Source organism: Nostocoides veronense, assembly GCF_039531185.1.
GTDB lineage: Bacteria > Actinomycetota > Actinomycetes > Actinomycetales > Dermatophilaceae > Nostocoides_A > Nostocoides_A veronense.
In genome coordinates, this window is sequence record NZ_BAAAPO010000006.1 from 114600 (window position 1) to 138479 (window position 23880).

A 23880-nucleotide genomic window follows, 5' to 3' on the forward strand; every position below is an offset into this window, starting at 1 on the left:
CGTGAAACCGTTCACAAGCGCGCGAGGGACCATCACATGACACAGCCTGTCGATCAGGCCGATGTCGTCGTCGTCGGCGCCGGCCCGGGCGGGAGCGCCACGGCTGCCTACCTCGCCCAACACGGACTCGATGTCGTCCTGCTGGAGAAGGCCACCTTCCCCCGCGACAAGATCTGCGGTGACGGCCTGACGCCGCGCGCGGTCAAGGAACTCGTCAGCCTCGGCGTCGACACCACCGGCTGGCAGCGCACGCAGGGCCTGCGCATCAAGGGCGGCGGCCACACGCTCACGCTCGACTGGCCCACGACCCGCACTTTCCCGGGCTATGGCATGGTCCGCACCCGCGGCCAGTTCGACGAGGCGTTGGCCCGCCACGCCCAGCAGCGCGGGGCCAAACTCCTCGAAGCCACCTCGGTCACCGAGCCGATGCGCGACGAGCGCACCGGCCGGGTCGTCGGCGTCAGCGCCAAACGCCTCGACGCCAAGGGGCGGGCCACGGGGGAGACGTATGCCGTGCGCGCCCCCGTCGTCGTCGCCTCCGATGGCGTCTCCTCCCGCCTCGCGACCGCCGTTGGCCGGGAGAAGCGCGAGGACCGGGTCATGGGCGTCGCCGTGCGCGCCTATTACAAGACGCCCCGCCAAGACGACTATCTCGAGTCCCACCTCGAACTGTGGACCCGCGATGACGCCGGCAACCGGCAGCTGATGCCCGGTTATGGCTGGCTCTTCCCCCTCGAGGACGGCCGCACCAATGTCGGGCTCGGCATCCTCGACACCTCCAGCGCCTTCGGCAAGACCGACTACAAGGACGTCATGCGCCGCTGGGTCGAAGACATCGACGCCGACTGGCACCTGACCCACGATGAGTCCGCCGGCCCGATCCGCGGCGCCGCCCTCCCCATGGGCTTCAACCGCAGCCCGTTGTATGCGGACGGCCTCCTCCTCGTCGGCGATGCCGGCGGCATGGTCAATCCGTTCAACGGCGAGGGCATCGACTACGCCCTCGAGGCGGCCCGCGTGGGCAGCGAGATCATCGCCCAGGCTCTCACCCGCGGCAGCGACGCGGACCGCGAGCGGGTGCTCGCGGCATACCCCGAGCTCATGAAGTCCGCCCTCGGCGGCTATTTCACCCTGGGCCGGTGGTTTGCCCACGCGATCGGCCACCCCGAGGTCATGCGGCTGGCGACGAAGTACGGCCTGCCGCGCACCACCTTGATGAAGTTCCTGCTCAAGGTCATGGCCAACCTTCCCGAGGAGCGCGGCGGCGCAGCCTCCGACCGGATCATCAATGCGATGGCGAGGATGGCACCGGATGCATAACAGCCAGGCGACGTACGGAGTGTCGGCCTTGCGCCATAGGATTGCCCGTGGCTGGATCGTGACGCGCACCACATCGACGGAAAGGGGAGTTGAGCAGCGATGACCAACCCCTATGTCCCGCTGTTGTTCTTCTTAGCGATCGGTGGTGGCTTCGCGATCTTCTCGGTCGCGATCGCGCCCCTGACCGGGCCGAAGCGATACAACCGCGCCAAGATGGACGCCTATGAATGCGGCATCCAGCCCAGCCCCCAGGCTGAGGGCGGTGGCCGCGTGCCGATCAAGTACTTCCTGACGGCGATGCTGTTCATCATCTTCGACGTCGAGTCGGTCTTCCTCTATCCATTTGCCGTCGCGTTCGGAGGCCTTGGCCTGTTCGCGCTCGTCGAGATGGTGCTGTTCATCCTCACGGTCTTCGTCGCCTACGCCTATGTCTGGCGCCGCGGCGGCCTGGACTGGGACTGAAGGGACCCTAAGGACCAGTTATGGGTATCGAAGAGAAACTGCCTGCCGGATTCCTGCTCACGACCGTTGAGCAGGTCGCGGGCTATATGCGCAAGAGTTCGATCTGGCCGGCCACCTTCGGTCTGGCGTGTTGCGCCATCGAGATGATGGCCGTCGGCACGCCGGATTACGACATCGCCCGCTTCGGCATGGAGCGCTTCAGCGCCACCCCGCGCCAGGCGGACCTGATGATCGTCGCCGGCCGGGTCAGCCAGAAGATGGCCCCGGTCGTGCGCCAGGTCTATGACCAAATGCCCGAGCCCAAGTGGGTCATTTCGATGGGCGTCTGTGCCAGCTCCGGCGGCATGTTCAACAACTACGCCATCGTCCAGGGCGTCGACCACATCATCCCGGTTGATGTCTATCTCCCGGGCTGCCCGCCGCGCCCGCAGATGCTGCTGAACGCGATCCTGACGCTGCACGACCAGATCCAGCACTCCAAGCTGGGCGTGAACCGGGTGGCCGCCGCCCGCGCCGCCGAGGCGGCCGCGCTCGAGGCAACGCCGACCGCGCTGATGGCGCCCACGCACGACCACGGCGAGCGACGGAGCCTGCTGGCATGAGCGAGACCCCTAAGACGGAGACGCCCGCGGTCAACGAGTCCGCGATCGACCAGGCAGCCAAAACGGATGTTCAACCGCCAGTCGCCGAGAACCTGCCGGCCGAGCCCGGCACCATCCCCGAGCCGGTTCAGCGCGGCGAGCGCCGCGGCATGTTCGGCGCGCACGACACCGGCGACACCTCCGGATATGGCGGGCTGCGCAGCCCAATCCTGTTCCCCGCCGCCGCTGTTCGCCCCTATGGCGGCGACTTCGACGCAATCGCCGATGCCCTGGAGGCCGCCACCGGCCGCGGCATCGACCGGGTGGTCATCGACCGCGGCGAGATCACCTTCTTCGTCGCTCGTGAGCACCTCGCCGCGGTCGCGCGCGCCTTGCGTGACGACCCGAGCCTGCGCTTCGAGCTATGCCTGAGCGTCTCCGGCGTGCACTATCCCGCCGAGACCGGCGCCGAACTCCACGTCGTCTACCACCTGATGTCGATCACCAATGGCGGGCGTCGCATCCGCCTCGAAGTGACCGCCCCCGACGCCGACCCGCACATCCCCAGCGTCGTCCCGACCTATCCCGCCGCCGACTGGCACGAGCGTGAGACCTGGGACATGTTCGGCGTGATCTTTGACGGGCACCCGGCGCTGACCCGCATCCTGATGCCCGACGATTGGCCGGGCCACCCCCAGCGCAAGGATTACCCGCTCGGCGGGATTCCTGTGGAATACAAGGGCGGGACCGTTCCGCCGCCCGACCAGCGGAGGTCGTACAGCTGATATGAGCGAGTCAACCGTTTTCAGCGAGGCCGAGGTCGATGAGACCGACGAGCGCGTGGATGTGTATGCCGCCTCCGGCGAGGAGGAGTCCGGCCGCGTCTTCAATGCCGTCGGCGGCGACTGGGACGACATCGTCGGCGAGGTGGGGTCGCGCCCCGAAGAACGCATCGTCGTCAACATGGGCCCGCAGCACCCGTCCACCCACGGCGTGCTGCGCCTGATTCTCGAACTCGAAGGTGAGACGGTCACCGAGGCTCGCGCGGGCATCGGCTACCTCCACACCGGCATCGAGAAAAATATGGAGTTCCGCACCTGGGTTCAGGGCGTGACCTTCTGCACGCGCATGGACTACGTCATGCCGCTGTTCACCGAGACCGCCTACTGCCTGGCCGTCGAGAAGCTGCTCGGCATCACCGACCAGATCCCCGAGCGCGCCAGCGCCATCCGGGTGCTGATGATGGAGCTCAACCGCATCACCAGCCACCTGGTTTGCATGGGCACCGGCGGTATGGAGATGGGCGCGACCACGGTCATGACCGTCGGGTTCCGCGAGCGCGAGCGCATCCTGTCGGTCTTCGAGATGATCTCCGGCCTGCGGATGAACCACGCCTACATCCGCCCGGGCGGCGTCGCGCAAGACCTGCCCGCCGGCGCCATCCAGGCAATCCGCGAGATGATCCCGCTGCTGCGCCAGGGCTTTCACGAGCTCGAACTGTTGATGCTCGAGAACCCGATCCTCAAGGGCCGCATGGTCGGCGTCGGGCACCTCGATCTCACCGGCTGTATGGCGCTCGGCGTCACCGGCCCCATGCTCCGCAGCGCCGGGTACCCGCTCGACCTGCGCAAGGACCAGCCCTACTGCGGTTACGAGAAGTACGACTTTGAGGTCCTCACCCGCACCGGCGCCGACGCCTACGACCGGCTCTGGCTGCGCGTGAAGGAGATGTTCGAGTCCTTGAAGATCGTTGAGCAGGTCATCGACGAACTGCAGAACAACCCCGGCCCGGTCATGGTCGAGGACAAGAAGATCGCCTGGCCGGCGCAGCTGGCCGTCGGCCCCGACGGCATGGGCAACAGCCTGGCCCACATCAAGGAGATCATGGGCACCTCCATGGAGTCCTTGATCCACCACTTCAAGCTGGTCACCGAGGGCTTCCGCGTGCCGGCCGGACAGGCCTATGTCGCGGTCGAGTCCCCCAAGGGCGAGCTGGGCTGCCATGCCGTCTCCGACGGTGGCACCCGCCCGCATCGCGTGCACTTCCGCGAGCCGAGCTTCAACAACCTGCAGGCCGTGGCCGCGATGTGCGAGGGCGCCCAGGTCGCCGATGTCATCGTCGCCGTCGCCTCTATCGATCCTGTGATGGGAGGAGTCGACCGCTGATGGAGCATTACGGCGAACAAACGGCCTCCGGCTTCTTGCATGTCTCGGCGGAGAGCAAGGAGCCCTATGCCGATGACATCCGAGATTCGCTGCACCGCGACGCCCAGGCGATCATCGCGCGTTATCCCGTCAAGCGCTCCGCGCTGCTGCCGATGCTGCACCTCGTGCAGTCGGTCGACGGCTATATCGCCGGCCGCGGCGTGAGCTTCTGCGCCGAAGAGCTCGACCTCACCGAGGCCGAGGTCAGCGGGGTGGCGACCTTCTACACCCAGTACAAACGCCACCCCAATGGCGAGTACACCGTCGGCGTCTGCACCAACACGCTCTGCGCGATCATGGGCGGCGACCGCATCTGGGAGGCGGTCAGCGAGCACCTCGACCTTGAGCACGACGAGACCAGCCGCGATGGCAAAATCACGCTCGAGCGCGTCGAGTGCAATGCGGCCTGCGATTTCGCACCGGTCGTGATGGTCAACTGGGAGTTCTACGACAACCAGACCCCCGAGTCCACAATCGCCCTCGTCGACGACCTACGCTCCGGCGTCGCCGTCAAGCCGAGCCGCGGCCCGGACCGTCAGGTCAGCTTCAAGGAGATGTCGCGCGTGCTCGCCGGCTTCCCCGACGGCCTCGCCGACCAGGGCGTCGGCGCTGGTCCCGCGAGCATCGAGGGCCTCAAGGTCGCCCACCAGCACGGGTGGACAGCACCAGGCGACTCCGCATCGGGGGCGCCCGCTGACGCGGCCGAGCAGGCCGGTCAGGTCAAGGATGAGCGGGCCGTGGTCCGCGATGCCGCCGGCGAGTCGCTCCAGGGCGCTCGCGAGAGCACCGCCAACGACAAGGCAGGGGAGTGAGATGACGACGCTGACCCCGATTCTCTCCAAGTTCTGGGACCACCCGCAGAGCTGGACGCTGGGCACCTACGAGGACAATGACGGCTACCAAGCCCTCAAAAAGGCCCTCGGTATGGAGCAGTCCGCTCTCGTGGCGATGACCAAGGACTCCGGCCTGCGCGGCCGCGGCGGCGCCGGCTTCCCGACCGGCATGAAGTGGTCCTTCCTCCCCCCGCCGGACGGCGGTCCCCGCTACCTCGTCGTCAACGCCGATGAGTCCGAGCCGGGCACCTGCAAGGACATTCCGCTGATGATGGCGGCACCGCACTTCCTCATCGAGGGCGTCGCGATCACCTCCTACGCCATCGGCTGCAACCACGCCTTCATCTACCTGCGCGGCGAGGTCGTCCACGTCTACCGCCGCCTGCTGCGCGCGGTGGAGGAGGCGTATGCCGCGGGTCACCTCGGCAAGAACATTCACGGCTCCGGCTTCGACCTCGATGTCACCGTGCACGCGGGGGCCGGCGCCTATATCTGTGGTGAAGAGACCGCGCTCCTCGACAGCCTCGAGGGCCGTCGCGGCCAGCCGCGCTCCAAGCCGCCATTCCCGGCCGTCGCCGGCCTGTATGCCCGTCCGACCGTCGTCAACAATGTCGAGTCGATCGCCTCGGTGCCGCCGATCCTGCTGCACGGCGCCGACTGGTTCGCCGCCATGGGCACCGAAAATTCCAAGGGCTTCGGCTTCTTCTCCCTCTCCGGGCATGTCACCCGGCCGGGGCAGTATGAAGCCCCGCTCGGCATCACCTTGCGTGAACTGCTCGACATGGCCGGCGGCATGCGCGGCGGCAAGAAGCTGAAGTTTTGGACTCCGGGTGGGTCTTCCACGCCGCTGTTCACCGACGCGCACCTGGACATTCCGCTCGACTTCGACTCGGTCGCCAAGGCTGGCTCGATGCTCGGCACCCGAGCTCTGCAGATCTTCGACGAGACCACCTGTGTCGTGCGCGCCGTCGACCGGTGGATCGACTTCTACAAGCACGAGTCCTGCGGCAAGTGCACGCCCTGCCGGGAGGGCACCTGGTGGCTCAAGCAGATCTTGGGCCGTCTCGAGCATGGCGTCGGTGACGAAGAAGACCTCGACAAACTGCTCGATATCAGCGACAACATCCTCGGGCGGTCCTTCTGTGCGCTCGGTGATGGCGCGACCTCGCCCGTCACCAGCAGCATCGAGTACTTCCGCGATGAGTACATCGCACATCTGACACACGGCGGCTGTCCCTTCGACCGGGACGCATCCGCCCTCTTCGCCACAGAGAAGGCGTCCGTATGAGCGCGCAGGACCTGGTCAATCTGACCATCGACGGCATCCCGGTCTCGGTGCCCAAGGGCACCTTGATCATCCGGGCCGCCGAGCAGATCGGCATCCAGATCCCCCGCTTCTGCGACCACCCGTCGCTGGAGCCGCAGGGTTCCTGCCGCCAGTGCCTGGTCGAGGTGGCCCTGCCCGGCCCGCCCGGACCCGATGGCACCCCCGGCGCACTGCGGCAGATGCAGGGCCCGCCCGGGCGGATGAAGCCGCAGCCGTCCTGTGTCATGACGGTCTCGGAGGGCATGGACGTCAAGACCCAGTTCACCAGCCCCGGCGCCGAGAAGGCGCAGCACGGGGTCATGGAACTGCTGCTGATCAACCACCCGCTCGATTGCCCCGTCTGTGACAAGGGCGGGGAATGCCCGCTGCAAAACCAGGCGATGTCCAGCGGCCGGCCGGTCTCACGCTTCGAAGACTTCAAGCGCACCTATCCCAAGCCGATCAATATCTCCTCGCAGGTGCTGCTCGACCGCGAGCGCTGCGTCCTGTGCGCGCGGTGCACCCGCTTCTCCGACCAGATCGCCGGTGACCCGTTCATCGCGCTCGTCGAGCGCGGCGCGCTGCAGCAGGTCGGCATCTACGAAGACCAGCCCTTCGAGAGCTATTTCTCCGGCAATACCGTCCAGATCTGTCCGGTCGGAGCCCTGACCGGTGCGGCATACCGCTTCCGCTCGCGCCCCTTCGACCTGGTCTCGACGCCCGGCGCCTGCGAGCACTGCGCCAGCGGCTGCGCCATCCGCACCGACCACCGCCGGGGCACCGTGCTGCGCCGGATGGCCATCAACGACCCCGAGGTCAACGACGAGTGGAACTGCGACAAGGGCCGCTGGGCCTTCGCCTCACCCACCGTTGGTGACCGCATCTCGCTGCCCCTCGTGCGCGGCGCGAGCGGTCAGCTCGAGGTCGCCTCATGGCCTGAGGCCCTGGCCGCCGCAGCGGCTGGCCTGCAGGGTCGCAAGGCCGGTGTCCTGACCGGCGGCCGGATCAGCAGCGAGGACGCGTATGCCTATGGCAAGTTCGCGCGAACAGTCCTCGGCACCAATGCCATTGACTTCCGGGCCCGCCCGCATACCAAGGACGAGGCCCGCTTCCTCGCCGCCGCGGTGGCCGCGACTGGCCCCGAGGGTGGCAGCGTCACCTACGCGCATATCGAGAAGGCGCCGAAGGTGCTGCTCGTCGGCTTCGAGCCGGAAGAGGAAAGCCCCATCGTGTTCTTGCGCCTGCGCAAGGCGATGCGCCGCAACAAGACCCAGATCAGTTCGATCGCGCCTTATGCCACCCGCGGCCTAACCAAGCTCGCGGGCGCCCTGATCCCCGCGGCGCCGGGCACCGAGACCGAAATCCTCACCTCGGAGGTGGCTCGTGAGGCCGTCTCGGGCGAGGGCAGCCTGATCCTCGCCGGCGAACGTCTCGCGATGGTGCCGGGTGCGCTTGCCGCCGCTTTGACCCTCGCCGAGGAAACCGGCGCCGCCTTGGCGTGGATTCCCCGCCGCGCCGGTGAGCGCGGCGCCCTGGAGGCCGGCGCCCTGTCCGGCCTGCTGCCCGGTGGCCGCCCGGCCGGCAATATCGCCGCCCGCGACGAGGTCGCCAAGGCGTGGGGTGTTGCGTCGCTGCCGACCGACGTCGGCCTCGACACCGCCGGCATGATCGCGGCTGCCGCGTCCGGTGCGCTCGGCGCCCTGGTCGTCGGCGGCGTGGACGCCGCCGACCTCGGTGACGACACGGCCTATGACGCTCTGGAGAAGGCCTTCGTCGTCTCCCTCGAATACCGCCCGAGCAGCGTGACCGCGTACGCCGATGTCGTCCTGCCCGTCGCCCCGCACGCCGAGAAATCGGGCACCTTCGTGGACTGGGAGGGCCGGGTCCGGCCCTTCGAGGCCGCGCTGGAGACCAATGCACTCTCCGACTATCGCGTCCTCGACCTGCTCGCCGGCGAGCTCGGAGAGTTCCTCGGCACCCGCAGCCTGGCGCAGGTCCAGGCCGAGATGGCCGCTCTCGGCCCGTGGACCGGCCCGCGCGCGCCGCGCCCGGAAGCCGTCGCCGCCACCCTGCCCGCCCTGAACGCCGGGCAGTATGTCCTGGCCACCTGGCATCACCTGCTCGACAAGGGCAGCCTGCAGGACGGCGAGCCCTTCCTCGCGGGCACAGCGCCCAAGGCCGTGGCGCGCCTCTCGCCCGCCGGGGCTGCCGCCCTCGGTGCCGTCGACGGCGACCACGTCACCGTCACCGGGCCGGATGGCGCGATCACGCTCCCGCTAGCCATCACCGAGATGGTCGAGGGCGTGGTGTGGGTGCCGACCAACTCGGCCGGCTCCCGGGTCGCCACCCTCGGGGCCGGCGCCGGTTCCCTCGTCACCCTCACCACCGGAGGTGCCGTATGACCGTCCTGACCGCCCTCGCGGCGGCGGAGCCCTATGTGCCCCGCGACAATCCGATCGCCGACTTCAGCGACACCCCCTGGTGGCTCTCGCTGGTCAAGGCGCTGCTGATCTTCGTCTACCTCTTGCTCAGCACTCTGCTGGTCATCTGGTTCGAGCGGCGCGTCATCGGCCGTATGCAGCAGCGTCCCGGCCCCAACCGCACCGGCCCCTTCGGCCTGCTGCAGACCCTCGCCGATGGCGTCAAGCTGGCCCTCAAAGAAGACCTGACGCCCAAGAACGCCGACAAGGTCGTCTTCATCCTCGCGCCCGCCTTCTTCGGCGCGATGGCTTTTGTCTCCTTCGGGATCATCCCGCTTGGCCCCGAGGTCAGCCTGTTCGGGCATAGGACGCCCCTGCAGTTGACCGATGTCCCCGTCTCGGTGCTGCTCATGCTGGCGGTCGCCGGGGTCGGGGCGTATGGCGTGGTGCTCGCCGGCTGGTCCTCCGGCTCGACATACCCCCTGCTCGGCGGTCTGCGCTCCAGCGCCCAAATCGTCAGCTACGAGATCGCGATGGGTCTATCGCTGGTCGCGGTCTTCCTCTACAGCGGCTCGATGTCGACCTCGCAGATCGTCGCCAACCAGCGCGATATCTGGCACATCATCCCGTTGGTGGTCTCCTTCGTCATCTACGTCATCACGATGGTCGGCGAGACCAACCGACTGCCCTTCGACCTCGCCGAGGGTGAGGGTGAGTTGACCGGTGGCTTCCACACCGAATACAGCTCGCTGAAGTTCGCGATGTTCTTCCTCGCCGAGTACGTCAACATGTTCACCGTCGCGGCCCTGGCCACCACCGTCTTCCTCGGCGGCTGGCAGGCCCCGCCCGGCATCGCGGCGATCAATGACGGCATGTTCAACGAGGGCTGGTGGGGCCTGCTGTGGTTCACCATCAAGCTCTGGATGTTCATGTTCTTCTTCGTGTGGCTGCGTGGCGCCCTGCCCCGCACCCGCTACGACCAGTTCATGCACTTCGGGTGGAAATTCCTCATCCCGGTCACGATCGTGTGGGTCGTCGCCATCGCCTTCCTGCAGGCCGCCAACAACGGCTTCCTCGGCGATCGCGCCGTGAATATCTTCGGCGCCGAGCGGCGACTCGCATCGCTGATCGTCATCGGCGTGCTGGCCCTGCTGGTGCTGGCCGCGACCTGGATTTGGGAAGGCCGGCAGGTCAAGCGGGCTGAAGCTCGCGCGGTTGTCGTGCCCCCGGAGATCGACCCCTTCGCCGGTGGCTATCCCGTGCCGCCGCTCCCCGGTCAGCGCCTGCGCGAGAGCGCCGGGGAATCCCAGGCCGATTCGAGCAAGGCAGTGATCCATGGCTGAGAAGGACAAGCCCGGCTTCTTCTCCGAGATGTTCGCGCCCGTTGGCGGCTTCGGAGTCACCTTCGCGACGATGTTCAAGAAGGTTAAGACTGAGGAATACCCCGAGGTCAAGCGCCCCACCCAGCCGCGATTCCACGGCCGTCACCAGCTCAACCGGCATCCCGACGGGCTGGAGAAATGCGTCGGCTGCGAGTTGTGCGCCTGGGCATGCCCCGCGGACGCGATCTTCGTCGAGGGCGCTGACAATGACGACACGCCCGGTGGCACCGGCCGGTTCTCGCCGGGAGAGCGCTTCGGGCGTATCTACCAGATCAACTACCTGCGCTGCATCTTCTGCGGGTTGTGCATCGAGGCCTGCCCGACGCGGGCGCTGACGATGACCAACTTCTACGAGCTCGCCGATGACAGCCGCGCCGACCTGATCTTCACCAAGGAGCAACTGCTCGCTCCGCTGCAGGCCGGTATGGACGCCCCGCCGCACGCGATGGCCGACGGGATGCAGGAGCGCGACTACTACCTCGGCAAGGTCGAAGGAGGCTCGCGATGACCGGAACCGCTGAAGCTGTCACCTTCTGGATCCTCGGATCGCTGTCGGTGCTCTCCGCACTCGGGCTGCTGTTCGCGCGCAAGGCCGTGCACGCTGCCCTCGGCGTCGCCTTCACGATGGCGATCCTCGGCATCTTCTACATCGGCCAGGGCGCACCCTTCCTCGGTGTGGTGCAGATGTCTGTCTACTCCGGCGCCGTGATGATGCTCTTCCTCTTCGTCGTCATGCTCATCGGCGTCGACTCCTCCGACTCCCTCGTCGAGACCCTCAAGGGGCAGCGTTGGCTGACCCTGCTGCTCAGCCTCGGCCTCGGCGCCTTGCTGATCGGGATGATCGGGCGCATCACCGTCACCGGCACGCCCAACCTGAATGCGATCAACGCCAGCCCGGGCAATATCTCGGCGATGGCCGAGGTCATCTTCGGCAAGTACGTCTGGGTCTTCGAGATCACCTCGGCGCTGCTGATCACCGCGGCGCTCGGCGCCATGGTGCTCTCGCACCGGGAGCGGATGGGCGAGAAGCCCAACCAGCGCGAGTGGGCGCGCCGCCGCTTCCAGCGCGGCGAGTTCGTCTCCGGTCTGCCCGCGCCGGGTGTGTACGCCCGACACAATGCCGTCGACACCCCGGCCCTGCTGCCCGATGGCACCCCGACCGAGTTGTCGGTCTCCCGCACGCTGCAGGCCCGCGACCAGGTGGCCCGGCCCGGTCTGTTCAGCGCCGCCGAGCACGACCCGCACCAGGAGATCGAGGAGGGGAGCGCGCGATGAGCTTGATGAATTACATCTATCTCGCGATCATCCTGTTCACGATCGGCACCGCGACGGTGCTGACGCGACGCAACGCCCTGATGGTTTTCATGGGCATCGAGTTGATGCTCAATGCCGCGAACCTCGCCTTCGTCACCTTCGGACGCATGCACGAAACCATCGACGGAGCGGCGATCGCGCTCTTCGTCATGGTCGTGGCCGCCGCCGAAGTCGTGGTCGGCCTCGCGATCATCATGGCGATCTTCCGTGCCCGCCGCTCGGCCTCGGTCGACGACGCCAACCTGCTGAAGTACTGAGAAGGGGATAACACATCGTGTCCACCCTCCTGACCCAGATCGCGATGGAGAGCACGACGTCCTCGGACGCCGTCTCCATGGCCGGCTGGTTGCTGATCGCGTTGCCGCTGGCCGGCGCCGCGATTCTGCTGCTCGGCGGCAAGGCGACCAATAGCTTCGGACCGGCCATGGCGACCGGCTTGTCCTGGGCGAGCTTCGGCCTCGGGGTCGTCGCCTTGCTTCAGTTGGCGGCGGTCGACCCGGAGCAGCGATCCACCCACCAGGTGCTCTTCGACTGGATCCCGGCCGGGGCCTTCAACCTCCAGGCGGGCCTGCAGATCGACACCTTGTCGATCAGCTTCGTCATGCTGATCACCTTCGTGGGCAGCTTGATCCACGTTTACTCCCTCGGCTACATGAGCCACGACCCGGACAAGCGGCGCTTTTTTGCCTACTTGAACCTCTTCGTCGCCTCCATGTTGCTGCTGGTCCTCGCGGACTCCTACCTCCTGCTCTTCGTCGGCTGGGAAGGCGTGGGCCTCGCGTCATACCTGCTGATCGGCTTCTGGAACCACAACCCGGCCTATGCCACCGCCGCGAACAAGGCCTTCTGGGTCAACCGCGTCGGTGACATCGGCCTGGCCCTCGCCATCTCACTGATGTTCGCGACCTTCGGTGCCGTCGACTTCGCGAGCGTCGACGCCGGCGTCGGCGGGGCGAGCACCGCGGCGCTGACCGCCATCGGTCTGCTCCTGCTCCTCGGCGCCTGTGGCAAGTCGGCACAGTTCCCGCTGCAAAGCTGGCTCGGAGACGCCATGGCCGGCCCGACGCCGGTCTCGGCGCTCATCCACGCCGCAACGATGGTCACCGCCGGTGTCTACCTCGTCGTGCGCAGCCACGCGATCTTCGAGGGCGCCCCGAACGCGCAGCTTGCCGTCGCGGTCGTCGGCGCGATCACCTTGACCTATGGCGCCATCGTCGGCTGCGCCAAGGACGACATCAAGAAGGCGCTGGCCGCCTCGACGATGAGCCAGATCGGCTACATGATGCTCGCCGCCGGCCTCGGCCCGATCGGCTATGCCTTCGCGATCTTCCACCTGATCACCCACGGCTTCTTCAAGGCCGGGATGTTCCTCGGGGCCGGCTCGGTCATGCACGGCATGCACGACCAGGTCGACATGCGCCGCTTCGGTGACCTCGGCAAGTACATGAAGATCACGTGGATCACCTTTGGCCTCGGCTGGCTGGCGATCCTCGGTGTCCCGCCCTTCTCCGGTTTCTGGAGCAAGGACAAAATCATTGAGGCCGCCTTCGTCGGCGAAGGCTGGCGCCCGTGGGTCTTTGGCCTCGCTGCCTTGCTCGGCGCCGGCGTGACCGCCTTCTATATGTCGCGCCTGTTCTTCATGACCTTCCACGGCAAGGCCCGCTGGACCGATGACCCGCCGCAGCACCCGCACGAGTCGCCGCTGACGATGACGGTGCCGATGATGGTTTTGGCGGTCGGCTCGGCCGCCCTCGGCCTGATCCTCGGTCCGACGAATATCTTCAGCAACTGGCTGGAGCCGGTCACCGGGCATCACGAGCACCACGAGCCGGTGATCGCCGTCCCGGTCCTGATGGCGGCGACCTTGATCCTTGTCGCCCTCGGCGCCGGCCTGGCGTGGGTTCGTTATGGCCGCGACGAGGTCCCGGTCAACGCCCCGGCCGGCAATGCGCTGACCCAGGCGGCCCGCAAGGACCTCTACCAAGACGACCTCAACGAGGCGATCTTCATGTGGCCCGGAATCAAGCTCGTGCGCTCGGTCATCTGGACCGACAACGAATTGGTCGACGGCGGCGCGATGGGCCTCGGCAAGCTGACCGGTGCCGCCTCGACGCGATTGCGGCGCCTGCAGAACGGTTATGCACGCTCCTACGCCCTGACGATGCTCGCCGGTGTCGTCACTGTCCTCGGTGCACTGTGGGTGATGAACTGATGGAGAACTTCCCCTGGCTGACGGTGATGATGGTGGTGCCGCTCGTCGGCGCCGCGCTCATCGCCGCCCTCCCCGCCGCGATGGCCGAGCGGGCCAAAGAGCTGGCGCTCGCCTTCTCGCTCGCCACCCTCGCCGTCGGCGTGGGCTCGGTCGCGCAGTTCGACCGCAATGCGATCTCGCAGTTCCAACTCTCCGAGATCCACGAGTGGATCCCCAGCTTCGGCGTCTCCTACGCCCTCGGGGTCGACGGCATCTCGTTGACGCTGATCCTGCTCGCGCTCATCCTCACCCCGGTCTGCATCCTCGCCGCCTGGCATGACGTGCCCGAAGGCGGCACCCGCGAAAAGAACTACTTCGCGTGGACGCTGCTGCTGCTGACCTTCATGGTCGGCGTCTTCGCGGCCACCGATGTCTTCTTGTTCTACGTTTTCTTCGAGGCGATGCTCATCCCGGTCTACTTCCTCATCGGTGGGTATGGCGGACCGGGCCGGCAAGCGGCCGCGCTGAAGTTCCTGCTTTTCTCGCTCGCGGGCGGTCTCGTAATGCTGGCGGCCGTTATCGGCCTCTACTTCCAGGGCCCCGGCGGCAAGGAGGGCTTCCTGATCTCCAACCTCACGGGGCTGGACATCGATCCCACCTTGGCGAAGTGGCTCTGGGTCGGCTTCTTCATCGCCTTCGCGGTCAAGGCGCCGATGTGGCCGGTCCACACCTGGCTGCCGGATGCGGCCGGCGTGGCCAAGCCCGCCACGGCCACCCTGCTCGTCGGTGTCCTGGACAAGGTCGGCACCTACGGCATGCTGCGCTTCTGCCTGCAGCTCTTCCCGGAGGCCAGCAAGTGGGCGACCCCGGTGGTCATCGCGCTCGCGGTCGTGTCGATCTTCTATGGCGCCTTCGCGGCCATCGCCCAGAACGACATGATGCGCCTGATCTCCTACACCTCGATCAGCCACTTCGGCCTGATCGTGCTGGGCATCTTCGCGATGACGTCCGTCTCCGGCGCCGGCTCGACGCTCTACATGATCAACCACGGCTTCTCGACCGCGGGCCTGTTCCTCATCGCTGGCATGCTCATCGCCCGCCACGGCAGCACCAAGATTTCGGATTATGGCGGCTGGCAGCGGGTCACCCCGATCCTCGCCGGAACCTTCCTGATCAGCGGTCTCTCCAGCCTCGCGTTGCCGGGCCTGAGCTCTTTCGTCTCTGAAGTGCTCGTCATCATCGGCACCTTCTCGCGCTACCGCGGCGTGGCCTCGATCGCGGTCTTGGCGATCGTGTTGGCGGCGATCTACATCCTGTGGATGTACAAGCGCCTGATGACTGGGCCCAAGCCGGATGGCGTCGAAGCCAAGGACTTGAACTGGCGTGAGAAGTGGGTTGTCGCCCCGCTCATCGCGAGCTTCCTGATCCTCGGCGTCTACCCCAAGCCGGTTCTTGACGTCCTCAATCCCGCGGTGCAGCGGGTCCTCACCGAGGTGGGGGTGAGCGATCCCGTGCCGGTCGTTCCCGCCGCCGTTTCCACTGGGAGTGAGAAGTGATGACCACGCTCTTGCCGACCGCCTTCACGGTCGCCGAGATCAATTACTGGGCCATCCTGCCCGTGCTGATCGTCTTCGGCGGCGCCTTGATCGGCGTCCTCGTCGACGCCTTCGCGCCGCGCTCGTCGCGCCACTCCATCCAGGTTGCCCTGGCCCTGCTCACGATCGCTGCCTCCTTCGGCGCGCTGGTGTGGAAGGCCGTCGACAACAAGGGCGCGACCCTCGACGGCGCGATGATCATCGACGGTCCTGCGCTCTTCATGCAGGGCTCAGTGCTGTTGCTGTCCTTCCTATCGGTCCTGCTGATGGCCGAGAAGTTCTCCAGCGCCGGAGCGGACGCCTTCACCCCCATGGGCGCCGCCGTTCCCGGCTCGCCGCTAGAGGCGGCCGCGACCCGCGCCGGCTGGGGCACAAGCGAGGTCTTCCCGCTGGCACTGTTCTCCGTCGCCGGCATGATGATCTTCCCGGCCGCCGGCGATCTGCTGGTCATGTTCGTCGCGCTGGAAGTTCTCTCGCTGCCGCTCTATCTGCTGACTGGCCTCGCCCGTCGCCGTCGCCTGCTGTCGCAAGAAGCCGCCCTGAAGTACTTCCTCCTCGGTTCCTTCTCCAGCGCCTTCTTCCTCTTCGGGTCCGCTTTGCTGTTCGGGTATGCCGGCTCGGTGAAGTTCTCCGCCCTCAGCCAGGCCATCACCACCGCCCCGGCGGATGTCGAGGGACTGCTGCTCCCGGGTGTCTTGCTCGTGCTCGTCGGCCTGCTCTTCAAGGTCGGCGCCGTGCCCTTCCACCAGTGGACCCCGGATGTCTACCAAGGCGCGCCGTCGCCGATCACCGGCTTCATGGCCGCCTGCACCAAGCTGGCCGCTTTCGGGGCGATCCTGCGACTGGCATACACCGGCATCGATGCGGACCGCTGGGACTGGCGGATGGGTGTGGCGGCGATCGCCGCGCTGACGATGATCGTCGGCTCGGTGCTGTCCGTGACGCAGACCGACATCAAGCGCCTCCTGGCCTATAGCTCGGTCGCCCACGCCGGCTTCATCCTCGTCGGTGTTCTCGCGTTCGATGCGACCGGTGTCTCCGGCGTGATGTTCTATGTCCTGGCCTACGGCCTGGCCACGATCGCCGCCTTCGGTATCGTCGCCCTGGTCCGCGAGGGCAGCGCCGAGGCCTCGCACATCGCGCAGTGGAGTGGCTTGGGCAAGCGGCACCCCGTGGTTGCCGGCATCTTCGCGCTGCTGCTGCTGACCTTCGCCGGCATCCCGCTGACCTCTGGCTTCACCGCCAAGTTCGCGGCTTTCGCCCCGGCGATCGCCCATGGCGGGACCACCTCGGCCGTGCTTGTCGTCATCGGTGTGCTGTGCAGCCTGGTTACGGCCTTCGTCTATGTCCGAGTCATCGTGCTGATGTATTTCAGCGAGGCACAAGGCGAGGTTCGTGCCCTTAACCCGTCCATCCTGACGACCGTCGGTCTGGCCGTCGCCGTGATCTTGACGGTCGCGCTCGGCGTCTTCCCGGCACCGGTGCTCGACCTGGCCAACCAGGCCAGCCAGTTCATCCGCTGACCTATGGTCACTCCCGCACCCGCTCCTGCGCTCCCGGGGATCTCCCCGGGGCTGCAGGCTCGCCTCGATCTCGGCCTGGCCGCCGTCGAGGACCTGCTCACGGCCCGCGTTGATCATGACGATCCGTTCATCGCCGAGGCCAATGCCCACCTGCTGCGCGCCGGCGGCAAGCGCTTCCGGCCGCTGCTGACGCTGTTGGCGGCCGAACTGGGCTCGGGGATCAATGACGATGTCGTCGCGGCCGCGGCTGGTGTCGAGCTGACCCACCTCGCCTCGCTCTATCACGACGACGTTATGGACGATGCGCTCACCCGGCGCGGGGCGCCGTCGGCGAACGCGAAGTATGACAACTCGACGGCGATCCTCGTCGGCGACCTGCTCTTCGGCACGGCCTCGGACATCATCGCCGACCTCGGCCCGGAGGCCGTCAAGATCCAGAGCCAGACCTTCATCCGGCTCTGCTCGGGCCAGATCCGCGATGATCGTGCGTGCCCACCCGGTCAGGACCCGAACGCCTATTACCTCGGCGTGCTCGCCGACAAGACCGGCGTGCTCATCGCGACCGCCGCGCGCTATGGCGCGCTGCTGTCCGGCTGCTCGCGGGAGACGATCGCGACGCTCATCGAGTATGGCGAGCGGATCGGTGTCGCCTTCCAACTCGCCGACGACCTGATCGACATCAGTTCGGAGATGGATGTTCTCGGCAAGGCGCCCGGCACCGACATCCGTGAGGGCAAGCGGACGCTGCCGATCATTCACGCCCTGGCCTCCCAGGACCCGGCTGATGCCCGCCTGCAGCACCTACTGCGCCTTAGCGAGCCGAGCGAGGATCAGGTCGCCGAAGCGCTCGCCCTGCTTCGGCCGCACCCGGCCATGGACCGCGCCCGCGCCGAGACCGAGGCCGTCGCCGCCGGCGCCAAGGACATCCTCGCCGCCTTGCCGCAGGGTGAGGTCACGGCCGCCCTGGCCCACCTCGCCGACCGCGTCGTGCGCCGCGACGGCTGATCGTCTCTCAGCCAGACATGGTGTGCCGCTGCACCGTCGCGGCCCTCATCGACCGCAGCGGCGTTTAGTGCGTTTGCGGGTGGATGCGAACGGTTGCGGTGTGGCCGCCGCTGTCGAGTTTCGCATCACAGGTGTGAATCGGCACATCTAGGATCTCCGCCAGCGCCAGGTAGGCGGCGTCGTAGGTCGTGTACTGGTGACGCAACTCCCAGATGCGGCCAGCCAAGGGTGCGATGTCGTGCCGGTCGATCATTAGGGCGAAGTGATGGGCGCAAGCCGTGTCGGCCTGGGCGACTGGCAGCTTCTGGCTCAGGGTCAGACCGCGCAGGACTGAGAGGACCTCGATATCCAGCAGGTGCGGTGCTGCGAGATCGCCGGCAAGGACATCCAGAAGGCTCTCGTCAACGTCTCGGCCGATCAGCGCCTCGACCATTGCCGAGGCGTGGACGACGATCATCGCCGAGATTGCCCGAGGACATTGACGATGTCAGACGACGATGGCCCCTGGCTCCGGTCGAGTCGACGGAGGCGTTCCACGATCTCTGCATTGGTGGGCCGCTCGGCCATCCGGGTGAGTTCGGCCGCGACATAGGCGGACAACGACATCCCCGCCGCCGCTGCACGCTCTTTCAACGTTGCCGCAACCTCGGTGGGAACGTCCCGGACGTACAGCGTTGTCATGACGACATGCTAGCAGTATGCAAGCGTTTTACCGGAGTCAGAGTTGTTCGGGGGTGCGCAGGCCAGCTTCATACGAGCGGGGATCCTCGCGCGGCTCGAGGTGGATGTTGACGTCGAGGGCGGGCAGGCTGGCGCGCAGGTCGGTCTCGATCTCCTCGACCAGATCGTGGCCATGCTGCACAGTCCAGGCCCCTGGGACTAGGACGTGCACGGACGCGAAGACTTGGTGGCCGGCCTCCCGGGTGCGCAGATGGTGGTAGGTCACCTCGTCGCTGCTGTGCCGGTCGAGCACGGTGCGGATCGCGTCGGCGCGCTCGCCGTCGATGGCCTTGTCCATCAGCCCGTCCACGGAATCGCGGATTAGGTGCCAGCCGGTCCAGACGATATTGCAGCCGACCAGGAAGGCGATGATCGGGTCAAGCCGCTCCCATTTCGTCAGCGCCACCAGCAGCACCCCGACGACGACGCCGACCGAGGTCCACACATCGGTGAGCAGGTGCTTGCCGTCGGCGACCAGGGTGATCGAGTCGTGCTGCCGCCCGGCGCACAGCAGGGTGAGGGCCACCAGGCCGTTGAGCACCGACGCGACGATGGAAATCCCGAGGCCGACGCCGACATTCTCCAGCGGCTGCGGGTCGAGGAAGCGTTGGACCGAGGTCCACAGGATGAAGACGGCCGCGATGAAGATCATCACGCCTTCGACAACGGCCGAGAAGTACTCCGCCTTGGAGTGACCGAAGTGGTGGTCCTCATCCGCCGGTCGCGCGGCGACGTGCAAGGCCAGCAGGGCGACGAAGGCCGCGACGAGGTTGACGATCGACTCGGCCGCATCGGAGAGCAGACCGACCGAGCCCGTCATGACATAAGCGCCGAACTTCAAGGCGATCGTGGCGATGGCGGCGGCGATCGAGAGCCAAGCGAACTTCGTCAGATTGGCGCGAGCGGACGGCATACTCACGATTCTCCTGGAGGGTGGCTGAGAGGCCGCTGAGGCGGCCCTATTCGGCGGCGGGATCCAGCGGGGTGATGGTGGCGCGGGAGCGTCGGGACGCCCGCAGCGAATCCACCGAGAGAATTACCAAGGCGATCCAGACGATGCCGAAACCCACCCACGACGAGGACGTGACGTGCTCATTGAGCAGCAGCACGCCGACGATCAGCTGCATCACCGGCGTCATGAACTGGATCAAGCCCATCGTCACCAGGGGCACGCGTTGGGCGGCGGCCGCGAAGAGCAGCAGCGGGATCGCTGTCACGAGACCGGCCATCGCGAGCAGGGTCGTATGCCAGGCCCCGGTCCCGAAGGTTGCGTCGCCGCGCTCGGCGACGATGAGCAGGATGACGGCCGCCGCGGGCAGCAGGATCGCCGTCTCGGCGAAGAGCGAATGCCACGGGTCGAGCGCGACCCCGACCCGCTTCTTCAGCAGCCCGTAGAGCCCGAAGCTCAGTGCGAGGCTGATCGCGACAATCGGGAAGCCGCCGCCGGCGAGGGCGAGGTACAGGAAGGCCGCCGCGCCGATCCCCACAGCGATCCACTGCGCCCGCCGCAATCGCTCGCCGAGGAGGACCACGCCGAGAGCGACCGTGACCAGCGGGTTGAGGAAGTAGCCGAGCGCCGCTTCATAGGTATGCCCGGCCAGGACGGCGACGACATAGATCACCCAGTTCGCGGCGATGAGCAGGGCGGCGGCGACCAGTCCGAGGCTGAGCCGCCGGTCCGCGAGGGTCGGCCGCAGCCACGCCCAGTCCTTGCGGACGGCCAGGAGGATCAGGCACAGCAGCATCGTCCAGGCGATCCGGTGGGCCAGGATCTCCCAGGCGCCCGCGGGCTTCAGGGCGTGGAAGTAGAGCGGGAAGACGCCCCACACGCCATACGCGAGCACGCCATATGCCGTGCCTCGCCGCGCCTGGTCGGCGGCGCTCACGGATCTGCCGGGTTGGTCCGCCGCCGATGCGGCTGAGCTCACGCGACGGTCCAGGTGTCCCGGCCGGCGATCAGGGCGGCGAGTTCGGCGTCGCCGGCGGGGCCGCCCGCGGTGGTGACCGCGGCGTCGATCTGGCCGCGCACCAGATCGTCATAGGTCGGGCGCTCGACCTGCCGGAAGATGCCCATCGGGACGTGCGTCATCGAGGCGTCATCGATCCGGCTCAGGGCGAACTGCTGGCTGGGGTCGGGATCGGAGGCGTTGTGCACGACCGTCCGCTCCGGCGTCGCCTCGGCCTCTGGCACGAAGACCAGCTTGCCCTCATCGGTGCGGACCAGCACCTGGCGTGCGTCCTCGGAGCCGACGCTGACCGGCATACCGTCGGCGAGCTGTACCAGGCGGGCCTGCTGCTGGTCGCGGTCCTTGATCGCATCGAATGCGCCGTCATTGAAGATCGGGCAGTTCTGATAGATCTCGACCAGCGCGGTGCCCCGGTGCGCGGCCGCGGCGCGCAGGATGTGCGACAGGTGCGCCCGGTCGTTGTCGAGGCTGCGGGCGACGAAGGTCGCCTCGGCGCCCAACGCCAGGCTCACCGGATTGAAGGGGGTGTCCACCGAGCCGGCAGGGGTCGACTTGGTGATCTTGCCCGGCTCGCTCGTGGGGGAGTACTGCCCCTTGGTCAGGCCGTAGATCCGGTTGTTGAACAGCAGGATCGTCATATTGACATTGCGGCGCAGCGCGTGGATCAGGTGGTTGCCGCCGATGGACAGCGCATCGCCGTCACCGGTGACCACCCACACCGACAGGTCGGGCCGGGAGGTCGCCAGGCCGGTCGCGATCGCCGGCGCCCGGCCATGGATGCTGTGCATGCCATAGGTGTCGAGGTAGTACGGGAAGCGGCTCGAGCAGCCGATGCCCGAGACGAAGACGATGTTCTCCTTACGCAGCCCGAGTTCGGGCAGGAAGGACTGCACGGTGCTCAAGATGATGTAGTCGCCGCAGCCGGGGCACCAGCGCACCTCCTGGTCGGAGGTGTAGTCCTTCTTGGTCAGCTTCGCGTCGCCGGCCAGGCGGGGGATCCCGTCCAGGCCATGCGGGATCGGCATGCCGAGATCGACCGATCCGGCGTGCTCGTGCGTCGTGGTGCCCAAGGGTTTTGCCATGTCCAGCGGACCTTCATCTCGACACGTGCGGCGAATTTCCGCACACAACCGTTCGATTTTACGCGCGTTCGGTCCGACGGCCGGAAATCGCGCCGCATTCCGGACCGTCCGCGGGGGCAGGTCATAGGGTGAGGCGCATGAGCGCGTATGTCGTGGCGGCCGCCGTCCTCGGCGCCGGCGTGCTGCTTTTCGTCGCCGCGATGACGGCGCGCTGGTTGTTCGCACCGCGCGTCCGGACGATCGCGGCCCGCACGACCTATGAGTCCGGCGTCGATCCCATCGGCTCCGGCTGGGCCCAGGCGCAGGTGCGTTATCTGATCTATGCCTTCCTCTATGTCATCTTCGCGGTCGACGCGGTCTACCTCTTCCCGTGGGCGCTCGTCGCCCGGAGCGACCTCGGCCCGGCCTCGCTCGTCGAGGTCGGCGTCTTCATCGGCATCATCGTCATCGGCCTCGCGCACGCCGCCCGGCGCGGCCTGCTTCGGTGGTCCTAGATGGCCGCCGTCGATCTGCCCACCCCCCGTGTCGGGCCTGTCGGGGCGCACGCGCCGAAGCCGATGCGGGTCGTGCTCAACTGGGGACGCCGCTATTCGCTGTGGGTCTTCAACTTCGGCCTGGCCTGCTGTGCGATCGAGTTCATCGCCGCGTCGATGGGCCGTTATGACTTCATGCGCCTCGGCGTGATCCCGCTCGCGCCCGGCCCTCGGCAGGCCGACCTGATGGTGGTCTCGGGGACCGTGACCGACAAGATGGCGCCCGCCGTGCGCCGGCTGTATGACCAGATGCCCGAGCCGAAATATGTCATCTCCTTCGGCGCCTGCTCCAATTCCGGTGGGCCGTACTGGGATTCGTATTCGGTGACCAAGGGCGTCGACACGATCATCCCGGTCGACGTCTATGTCCCCGGCTGCCCGCCCCGCCCCGAAGCGCTGCTCCAGGGCATCCTGAAATTGCAGGAAAAGATCGCGGCCGAGCGCATCGGCCAGTCGGTGCCCAAGCGGTATGCCGGCCACCGCCTCGCCTCGGCCGCCGACCTGACCCGCCCGCTCGTCGAGCAACCTCTGCTGAGTCGAGCAACCTCTGCTAGCGGAGGTTAGTCAAATCAGCGCACCGTCCTAGCTGTGCGGATTTGACGAAGGTCTGCTGAGTCGTCGGGCCGGTGACAGATCGGCGACAGGGCCTCCTCGGACAGTGGTGTCACCGGGCACATCCCGCCCGGACCCACCACACGAAGGAAGTCAACCGATGTCCATTCGCTTTCTCGCCGGCGCTGCTGTCGCCGGCGTGCTGTCCGCGTCGGCCGCCGGCGCCACGATGATGCCGCCACCCGCGCCGGCGCCTGCGTCGATGTCCGATGCCGCCACCTCCGGTCCGAGCCGAGCGCACGGGGCCTACTTCCGGGACGCCTTTAACTTCGATGCGCCGGGGTGGCGCGGGGTCGTCGGCCGCTGGCGGGTCAAGGACGGCACCCTCTTTTCCCAGGGTATGTCCGGCCGCTTCTCCTCCGTCGCCCATGTCGGCACCTATGACGACTTCGACTATGAGGTCCGGATGAACCGGATCGGCAATAGCGATGGCGCTGCGCCGAACTGCCTGATCGTGCGCGGCAATGCCGGCCGGGTCCGTGACGACCTGTGGCTGCCGGGCTACTACTTCTGCTACACGAACAACGGCAAGGCGCTCGTCGTGGCCTTCGACGCGCGCGGCAACCGCCGTGAGCTGATGGACTACACGCCGGTTAAGGAGATCGGCACCGGCGGCGGCTATCGCACCGTGCGCCTCCAGACGCTCGGCTCGAGCTTCTTCTTCAGCGTCAACGGCACGGAGATCGGCGCCTTCAAGGATGACCTGGCGCGCTCGGGCCAGGTCGGGGTCGGCTTCTATGTCGAGCCGGGCAAGCGTGGCAGCCTCGCCATGGACTACGCCAATCTCGGTCCGCTCAAGCCCACGCGGCAGGCGACGGCCGGCCGCTGA

The 23880-nt window shown here is 67.3% G+C and carries 23 protein-coding genes and 1 pseudogene; 19 read left to right on the forward strand and 5 right to left on the reverse strand.

The window, feature by feature from the left end; genetic code table 11:
• Positions 1 to 36 precede the first annotated feature (36 nt).
• From ABD225_RS01650 to ABD225_RS01725, 16 genes and pseudogenes are all read left to right on the forward strand, one after another.
• Positions 37 to 1320 (forward strand): NAD(P)/FAD-dependent oxidoreductase, encoded by a 1284-nt coding sequence (locus ABD225_RS01650; RefSeq protein WP_344080284.1) that lies wholly within the window; start codon positions 37 to 39, stop codon positions 1318 to 1320.
• Between the two features lie 99 nt (positions 1321 to 1419).
• The gene (locus tag ABD225_RS01655; RefSeq protein ID WP_344080287.1) at positions 1420 to 1782 is read left to right on the forward strand and encodes an NADH-quinone oxidoreductase subunit A; all 363 of its coding nucleotides are present in this window, start codon (positions 1420 to 1422) and stop codon (positions 1780 to 1782) included.
• Positions 1783 to 1802: 20 nt separating this feature from the next.
• Positions 1803 to 2384 (forward strand): NuoB/complex I 20 kDa subunit family protein, encoded by a 582-nt coding sequence (locus ABD225_RS01660; RefSeq protein ID WP_344080290.1) that lies wholly within the window; start codon positions 1803 to 1805, stop codon positions 2382 to 2384.
• A complete protein-coding gene (locus tag ABD225_RS01665) occupies positions 2381 to 3148 on the forward strand; it encodes an NADH-quinone oxidoreductase subunit C (protein WP_344080292.1) in 768 nt (255 codons plus the stop codon). Before ABD225_RS01660 ends, ABD225_RS01665 begins: the two co-directional genes overlap by 4 nt.
• 1 nt (position 3149) lies before the next feature.
• The gene (locus tag ABD225_RS01670) at positions 3150 to 4529 is read left to right on the forward strand and encodes an NADH-quinone oxidoreductase subunit D (protein WP_344080295.1); all 1380 of its coding nucleotides are present in this window, start codon (positions 3150 to 3152) and stop codon (positions 4527 to 4529) included.
• Positions 4529 to 5380 (forward strand): NADH-quinone oxidoreductase subunit NuoE, encoded by an 852-nt coding sequence (gene nuoE / locus ABD225_RS01675; RefSeq protein WP_344080297.1) that lies wholly within the window; start codon positions 4529 to 4531, stop codon positions 5378 to 5380. Before ABD225_RS01670 ends, nuoE begins: the two co-directional genes overlap by 1 nt.
• 1 nt (position 5381) lies before the next feature.
• Entirely contained in the window at positions 5382 to 6689 is a 1308-nt protein-coding gene (nuoF, locus tag ABD225_RS01680) for an NADH-quinone oxidoreductase subunit NuoF (protein ID WP_344080299.1), read from the forward strand.
• Entirely contained in the window at positions 6686 to 9109 is a 2424-nt protein-coding gene (locus ABD225_RS01685) for an NADH-quinone oxidoreductase subunit G (RefSeq protein WP_344080301.1), read from the forward strand. Before nuoF ends, ABD225_RS01685 begins: the two co-directional genes overlap by 4 nt.
• The gene (nuoH, locus tag ABD225_RS01690) at positions 9106 to 10470 is read left to right on the forward strand and encodes an NADH-quinone oxidoreductase subunit NuoH (protein ID WP_344080304.1); all 1365 of its coding nucleotides are present in this window, start codon (positions 9106 to 9108) and stop codon (positions 10468 to 10470) included. Before ABD225_RS01685 ends, nuoH begins: the two co-directional genes overlap by 4 nt.
• A pseudogene (gene nuoI, locus ABD225_RS01695) lies at positions 10463 to 10999 on the forward strand (NADH-quinone oxidoreductase subunit NuoI); the annotation flags it as partial. The gene nuoH and the pseudogene nuoI, both read left to right, overlap by 8 nt.
• 14 nt (positions 11000 to 11013) lie before the next feature.
• The gene (locus ABD225_RS01700) at positions 11014 to 11784 is read left to right on the forward strand and encodes an NADH-quinone oxidoreductase subunit J (protein ID WP_344080307.1); all 771 of its coding nucleotides are present in this window, start codon (positions 11014 to 11016) and stop codon (positions 11782 to 11784) included.
• Positions 11781 to 12080 (forward strand): NADH-quinone oxidoreductase subunit NuoK, encoded by a 300-nt coding sequence (nuoK, locus tag ABD225_RS01705; RefSeq protein ID WP_344080310.1) that lies wholly within the window; start codon positions 11781 to 11783, stop codon positions 12078 to 12080. The genes ABD225_RS01700 and nuoK overlap by 4 nt, the downstream gene beginning before the upstream one ends.
• 44 nt (positions 12081 to 12124) lie before the next feature.
• Complete coding sequence (gene nuoL, locus ABD225_RS01710) at positions 12125 to 14035, forward strand: NADH-quinone oxidoreductase subunit L (protein WP_344080691.1); 1911 nt, start codon at positions 12125 to 12127, stop codon at positions 14033 to 14035.
• Positions 14035 to 15570: an NADH-quinone oxidoreductase subunit M gene (locus ABD225_RS01715; RefSeq protein ID WP_344080694.1), complete on the forward strand. Its 1536-nt coding sequence runs from the start codon at positions 14035 to 14037 to the stop codon at positions 15568 to 15570. The genes nuoL and ABD225_RS01715 overlap by 1 nt, the downstream gene beginning before the upstream one ends.
• Entirely contained in the window at positions 15570 to 17132 is a 1563-nt protein-coding gene (nuoN, locus tag ABD225_RS01720) for an NADH-quinone oxidoreductase subunit NuoN (RefSeq protein ID WP_344080313.1), read from the forward strand. Before ABD225_RS01715 ends, nuoN begins: the two co-directional genes overlap by 1 nt.
• Before the next feature lie 3 nt (positions 17133 to 17135).
• Positions 17136 to 18137: a polyprenyl synthetase family protein gene (locus tag ABD225_RS01725; RefSeq protein ID WP_344080316.1), complete on the forward strand. Its 1002-nt coding sequence runs from the start codon at positions 17136 to 17138 to the stop codon at positions 18135 to 18137.
• A gap of 64 nt (positions 18138 to 18201) precedes the next feature.
• Here the strand turns inward: ABD225_RS01725 and ABD225_RS01730 are convergent, their stop codons facing one another.
• The 5 genes from ABD225_RS01730 to ABD225_RS01750 are packed head-to-tail and all read right to left on the reverse strand — an operon-like array spanning position 18202 to position 21906.
• Positions 18202 to 18570 (reverse strand): type II toxin-antitoxin system VapC family toxin, encoded by a 369-nt coding sequence (locus ABD225_RS01730; RefSeq protein WP_344080319.1) that lies wholly within the window; start codon positions 18568 to 18570, stop codon positions 18202 to 18204.
• A 20-nt stretch (positions 18571 to 18590) separates the two neighbouring features.
• Complete coding sequence (locus tag ABD225_RS01735) at positions 18591 to 18818, reverse strand: FitA-like ribbon-helix-helix domain-containing protein (RefSeq protein WP_344080322.1); 228 nt, start codon at positions 18816 to 18818, stop codon at positions 18591 to 18593.
• 37 nt (positions 18819 to 18855) lie between these two features.
• A complete protein-coding gene (locus ABD225_RS01740) occupies positions 18856 to 19770 on the reverse strand; it encodes a cation diffusion facilitator family transporter (protein ID WP_344080325.1) in 915 nt (304 codons plus the stop codon).
• A 46-nt stretch (positions 19771 to 19816) separates the two neighbouring features.
• Positions 19817 to 20743 carry an EamA family transporter RarD gene (rarD, locus tag ABD225_RS01745; RefSeq protein WP_344080328.1) on the reverse strand — a complete coding sequence of 309 codons (927 nt, stop codon included), beginning with the start codon at positions 20741 to 20743 and terminating at the stop codon, positions 19817 to 19819.
• Between the two features lie 38 nt (positions 20744 to 20781).
• Complete coding sequence (locus ABD225_RS01750) at positions 20782 to 21906, reverse strand: 2-oxoacid:ferredoxin oxidoreductase subunit beta (RefSeq protein WP_344080331.1); 1125 nt, start codon at positions 21904 to 21906, stop codon at positions 20782 to 20784.
• 137 nt (positions 21907 to 22043) lie between these two features.
• Here ABD225_RS01750 and ABD225_RS01755 point away from each other — a divergent pair, with 137 nt between their 5' ends.
• The 3 genes from ABD225_RS01755 (at position 22044) to ABD225_RS01765 (ending at position 23880) form a co-directional block, all read left to right on the forward strand.
• On the forward strand, positions 22044 to 22400 hold the full coding sequence (locus ABD225_RS01755) for an NADH-quinone oxidoreductase subunit A (RefSeq protein WP_344080334.1): 357 nt from the start codon (positions 22044 to 22046) through the stop codon (positions 22398 to 22400).
• A complete protein-coding gene (locus ABD225_RS01760) occupies positions 22401 to 23003 on the forward strand; it encodes an NADH-quinone oxidoreductase subunit B (protein ID WP_425564303.1) in 603 nt (200 codons plus the stop codon).
• Positions 23004 to 23151: 148 nt separating this feature from the next.
• Positions 23152 to 23880 carry a hypothetical protein gene (locus tag ABD225_RS01765; protein ID WP_344080337.1) on the forward strand — a complete coding sequence of 243 codons (729 nt, stop codon included), beginning with the start codon at positions 23152 to 23154 and terminating at the stop codon, positions 23878 to 23880.

Excerpts from the sequence above, each read along its gene's own strand:
- ABD225_RS01750 (WP_344080331.1), bottom strand. The coding sequence starts at position 21,906 with ATGGCAAAACCCTTGGGCACCACGACGCACGAGCACGCCGGATCGGTC.
- ABD225_RS01660 (WP_344080290.1), top strand. The coding sequence starts at position 1,803 with ATGGGTATCGAAGAGAAACTGCCTGCCGGATTCCTGCTCACGACCGTT.
- nuoK (WP_344080310.1), top strand. The coding sequence starts at position 11,781 with ATGAGCTTGATGAATTACATCTATCTCGCGATCATCCTGTTCACGATC.
- ABD225_RS01655 (WP_344080287.1), top strand. The coding sequence starts at position 1,420 with ATGACCAACCCCTATGTCCCGCTGTTGTTCTTCTTAGCGATCGGTGGT.
- ABD225_RS01650 (WP_344080284.1), top strand. The coding sequence starts at position 37 with ATGACACAGCCTGTCGATCAGGCCGATGTCGTCGTCGTCGGCGCCGGC.
- ABD225_RS01730 (WP_344080319.1), bottom strand. The coding sequence starts at position 18,570 with ATGGTCGAGGCGCTGATCGGCCGAGACGTTGACGAGAGCCTTCTGGAT.
- ABD225_RS01715 (WP_344080694.1), top strand. The coding sequence starts at position 14,035 with ATGGAGAACTTCCCCTGGCTGACGGTGATGATGGTGGTGCCGCTCGTC.
- nuoE (WP_344080297.1), top strand. The coding sequence starts at position 4,529 with ATGGAGCATTACGGCGAACAAACGGCCTCCGGCTTCTTGCATGTCTCG.
- ABD225_RS01725 (WP_344080316.1), top strand. The coding sequence starts at position 17,136 with ATGGTCACTCCCGCACCCGCTCCTGCGCTCCCGGGGATCTCCCCGGGG.
- ABD225_RS01685 (WP_344080301.1), top strand. The coding sequence starts at position 6,686 with ATGAGCGCGCAGGACCTGGTCAATCTGACCATCGACGGCATCCCGGTC.
- ABD225_RS01755 (WP_344080334.1), top strand. The coding sequence starts at position 22,044 with ATGAGCGCGTATGTCGTGGCGGCCGCCGTCCTCGGCGCCGGCGTGCTG.
- ABD225_RS01760 (WP_425564303.1), top strand. The coding sequence starts at position 22,401 with ATGGCCGCCGTCGATCTGCCCACCCCCCGTGTCGGGCCTGTCGGGGCG.
- nuoN (WP_344080313.1), top strand. The coding sequence starts at position 15,570 with ATGACCACGCTCTTGCCGACCGCCTTCACGGTCGCCGAGATCAATTAC.
- nuoF (WP_344080299.1), top strand. The coding sequence starts at position 5,382 with ATGACGACGCTGACCCCGATTCTCTCCAAGTTCTGGGACCACCCGCAG.
- ABD225_RS01765 (WP_344080337.1), top strand. The coding sequence starts at position 23,152 with ATGTCCATTCGCTTTCTCGCCGGCGCTGCTGTCGCCGGCGTGCTGTCC.
- ABD225_RS01665 (WP_344080292.1), top strand. The coding sequence starts at position 2,381 with ATGAGCGAGACCCCTAAGACGGAGACGCCCGCGGTCAACGAGTCCGCG.
- ABD225_RS01740 (WP_344080325.1), bottom strand. The coding sequence starts at position 19,770 with ATGCCGTCCGCTCGCGCCAATCTGACGAAGTTCGCTTGGCTCTCGATC.
- nuoH (WP_344080304.1), top strand. The coding sequence starts at position 9,106 with ATGACCGTCCTGACCGCCCTCGCGGCGGCGGAGCCCTATGTGCCCCGC.
- ABD225_RS01670 (WP_344080295.1), top strand. The coding sequence starts at position 3,150 with ATGAGCGAGTCAACCGTTTTCAGCGAGGCCGAGGTCGATGAGACCGAC.
- ABD225_RS01700 (WP_344080307.1), top strand. The coding sequence starts at position 11,014 with ATGACCGGAACCGCTGAAGCTGTCACCTTCTGGATCCTCGGATCGCTG.
- ABD225_RS01735 (WP_344080322.1), bottom strand. The coding sequence starts at position 18,818 with ATGACAACGCTGTACGTCCGGGACGTTCCCACCGAGGTTGCGGCAACG.
- nuoL (WP_344080691.1), top strand. The coding sequence starts at position 12,125 with ATGGAGAGCACGACGTCCTCGGACGCCGTCTCCATGGCCGGCTGGTTG.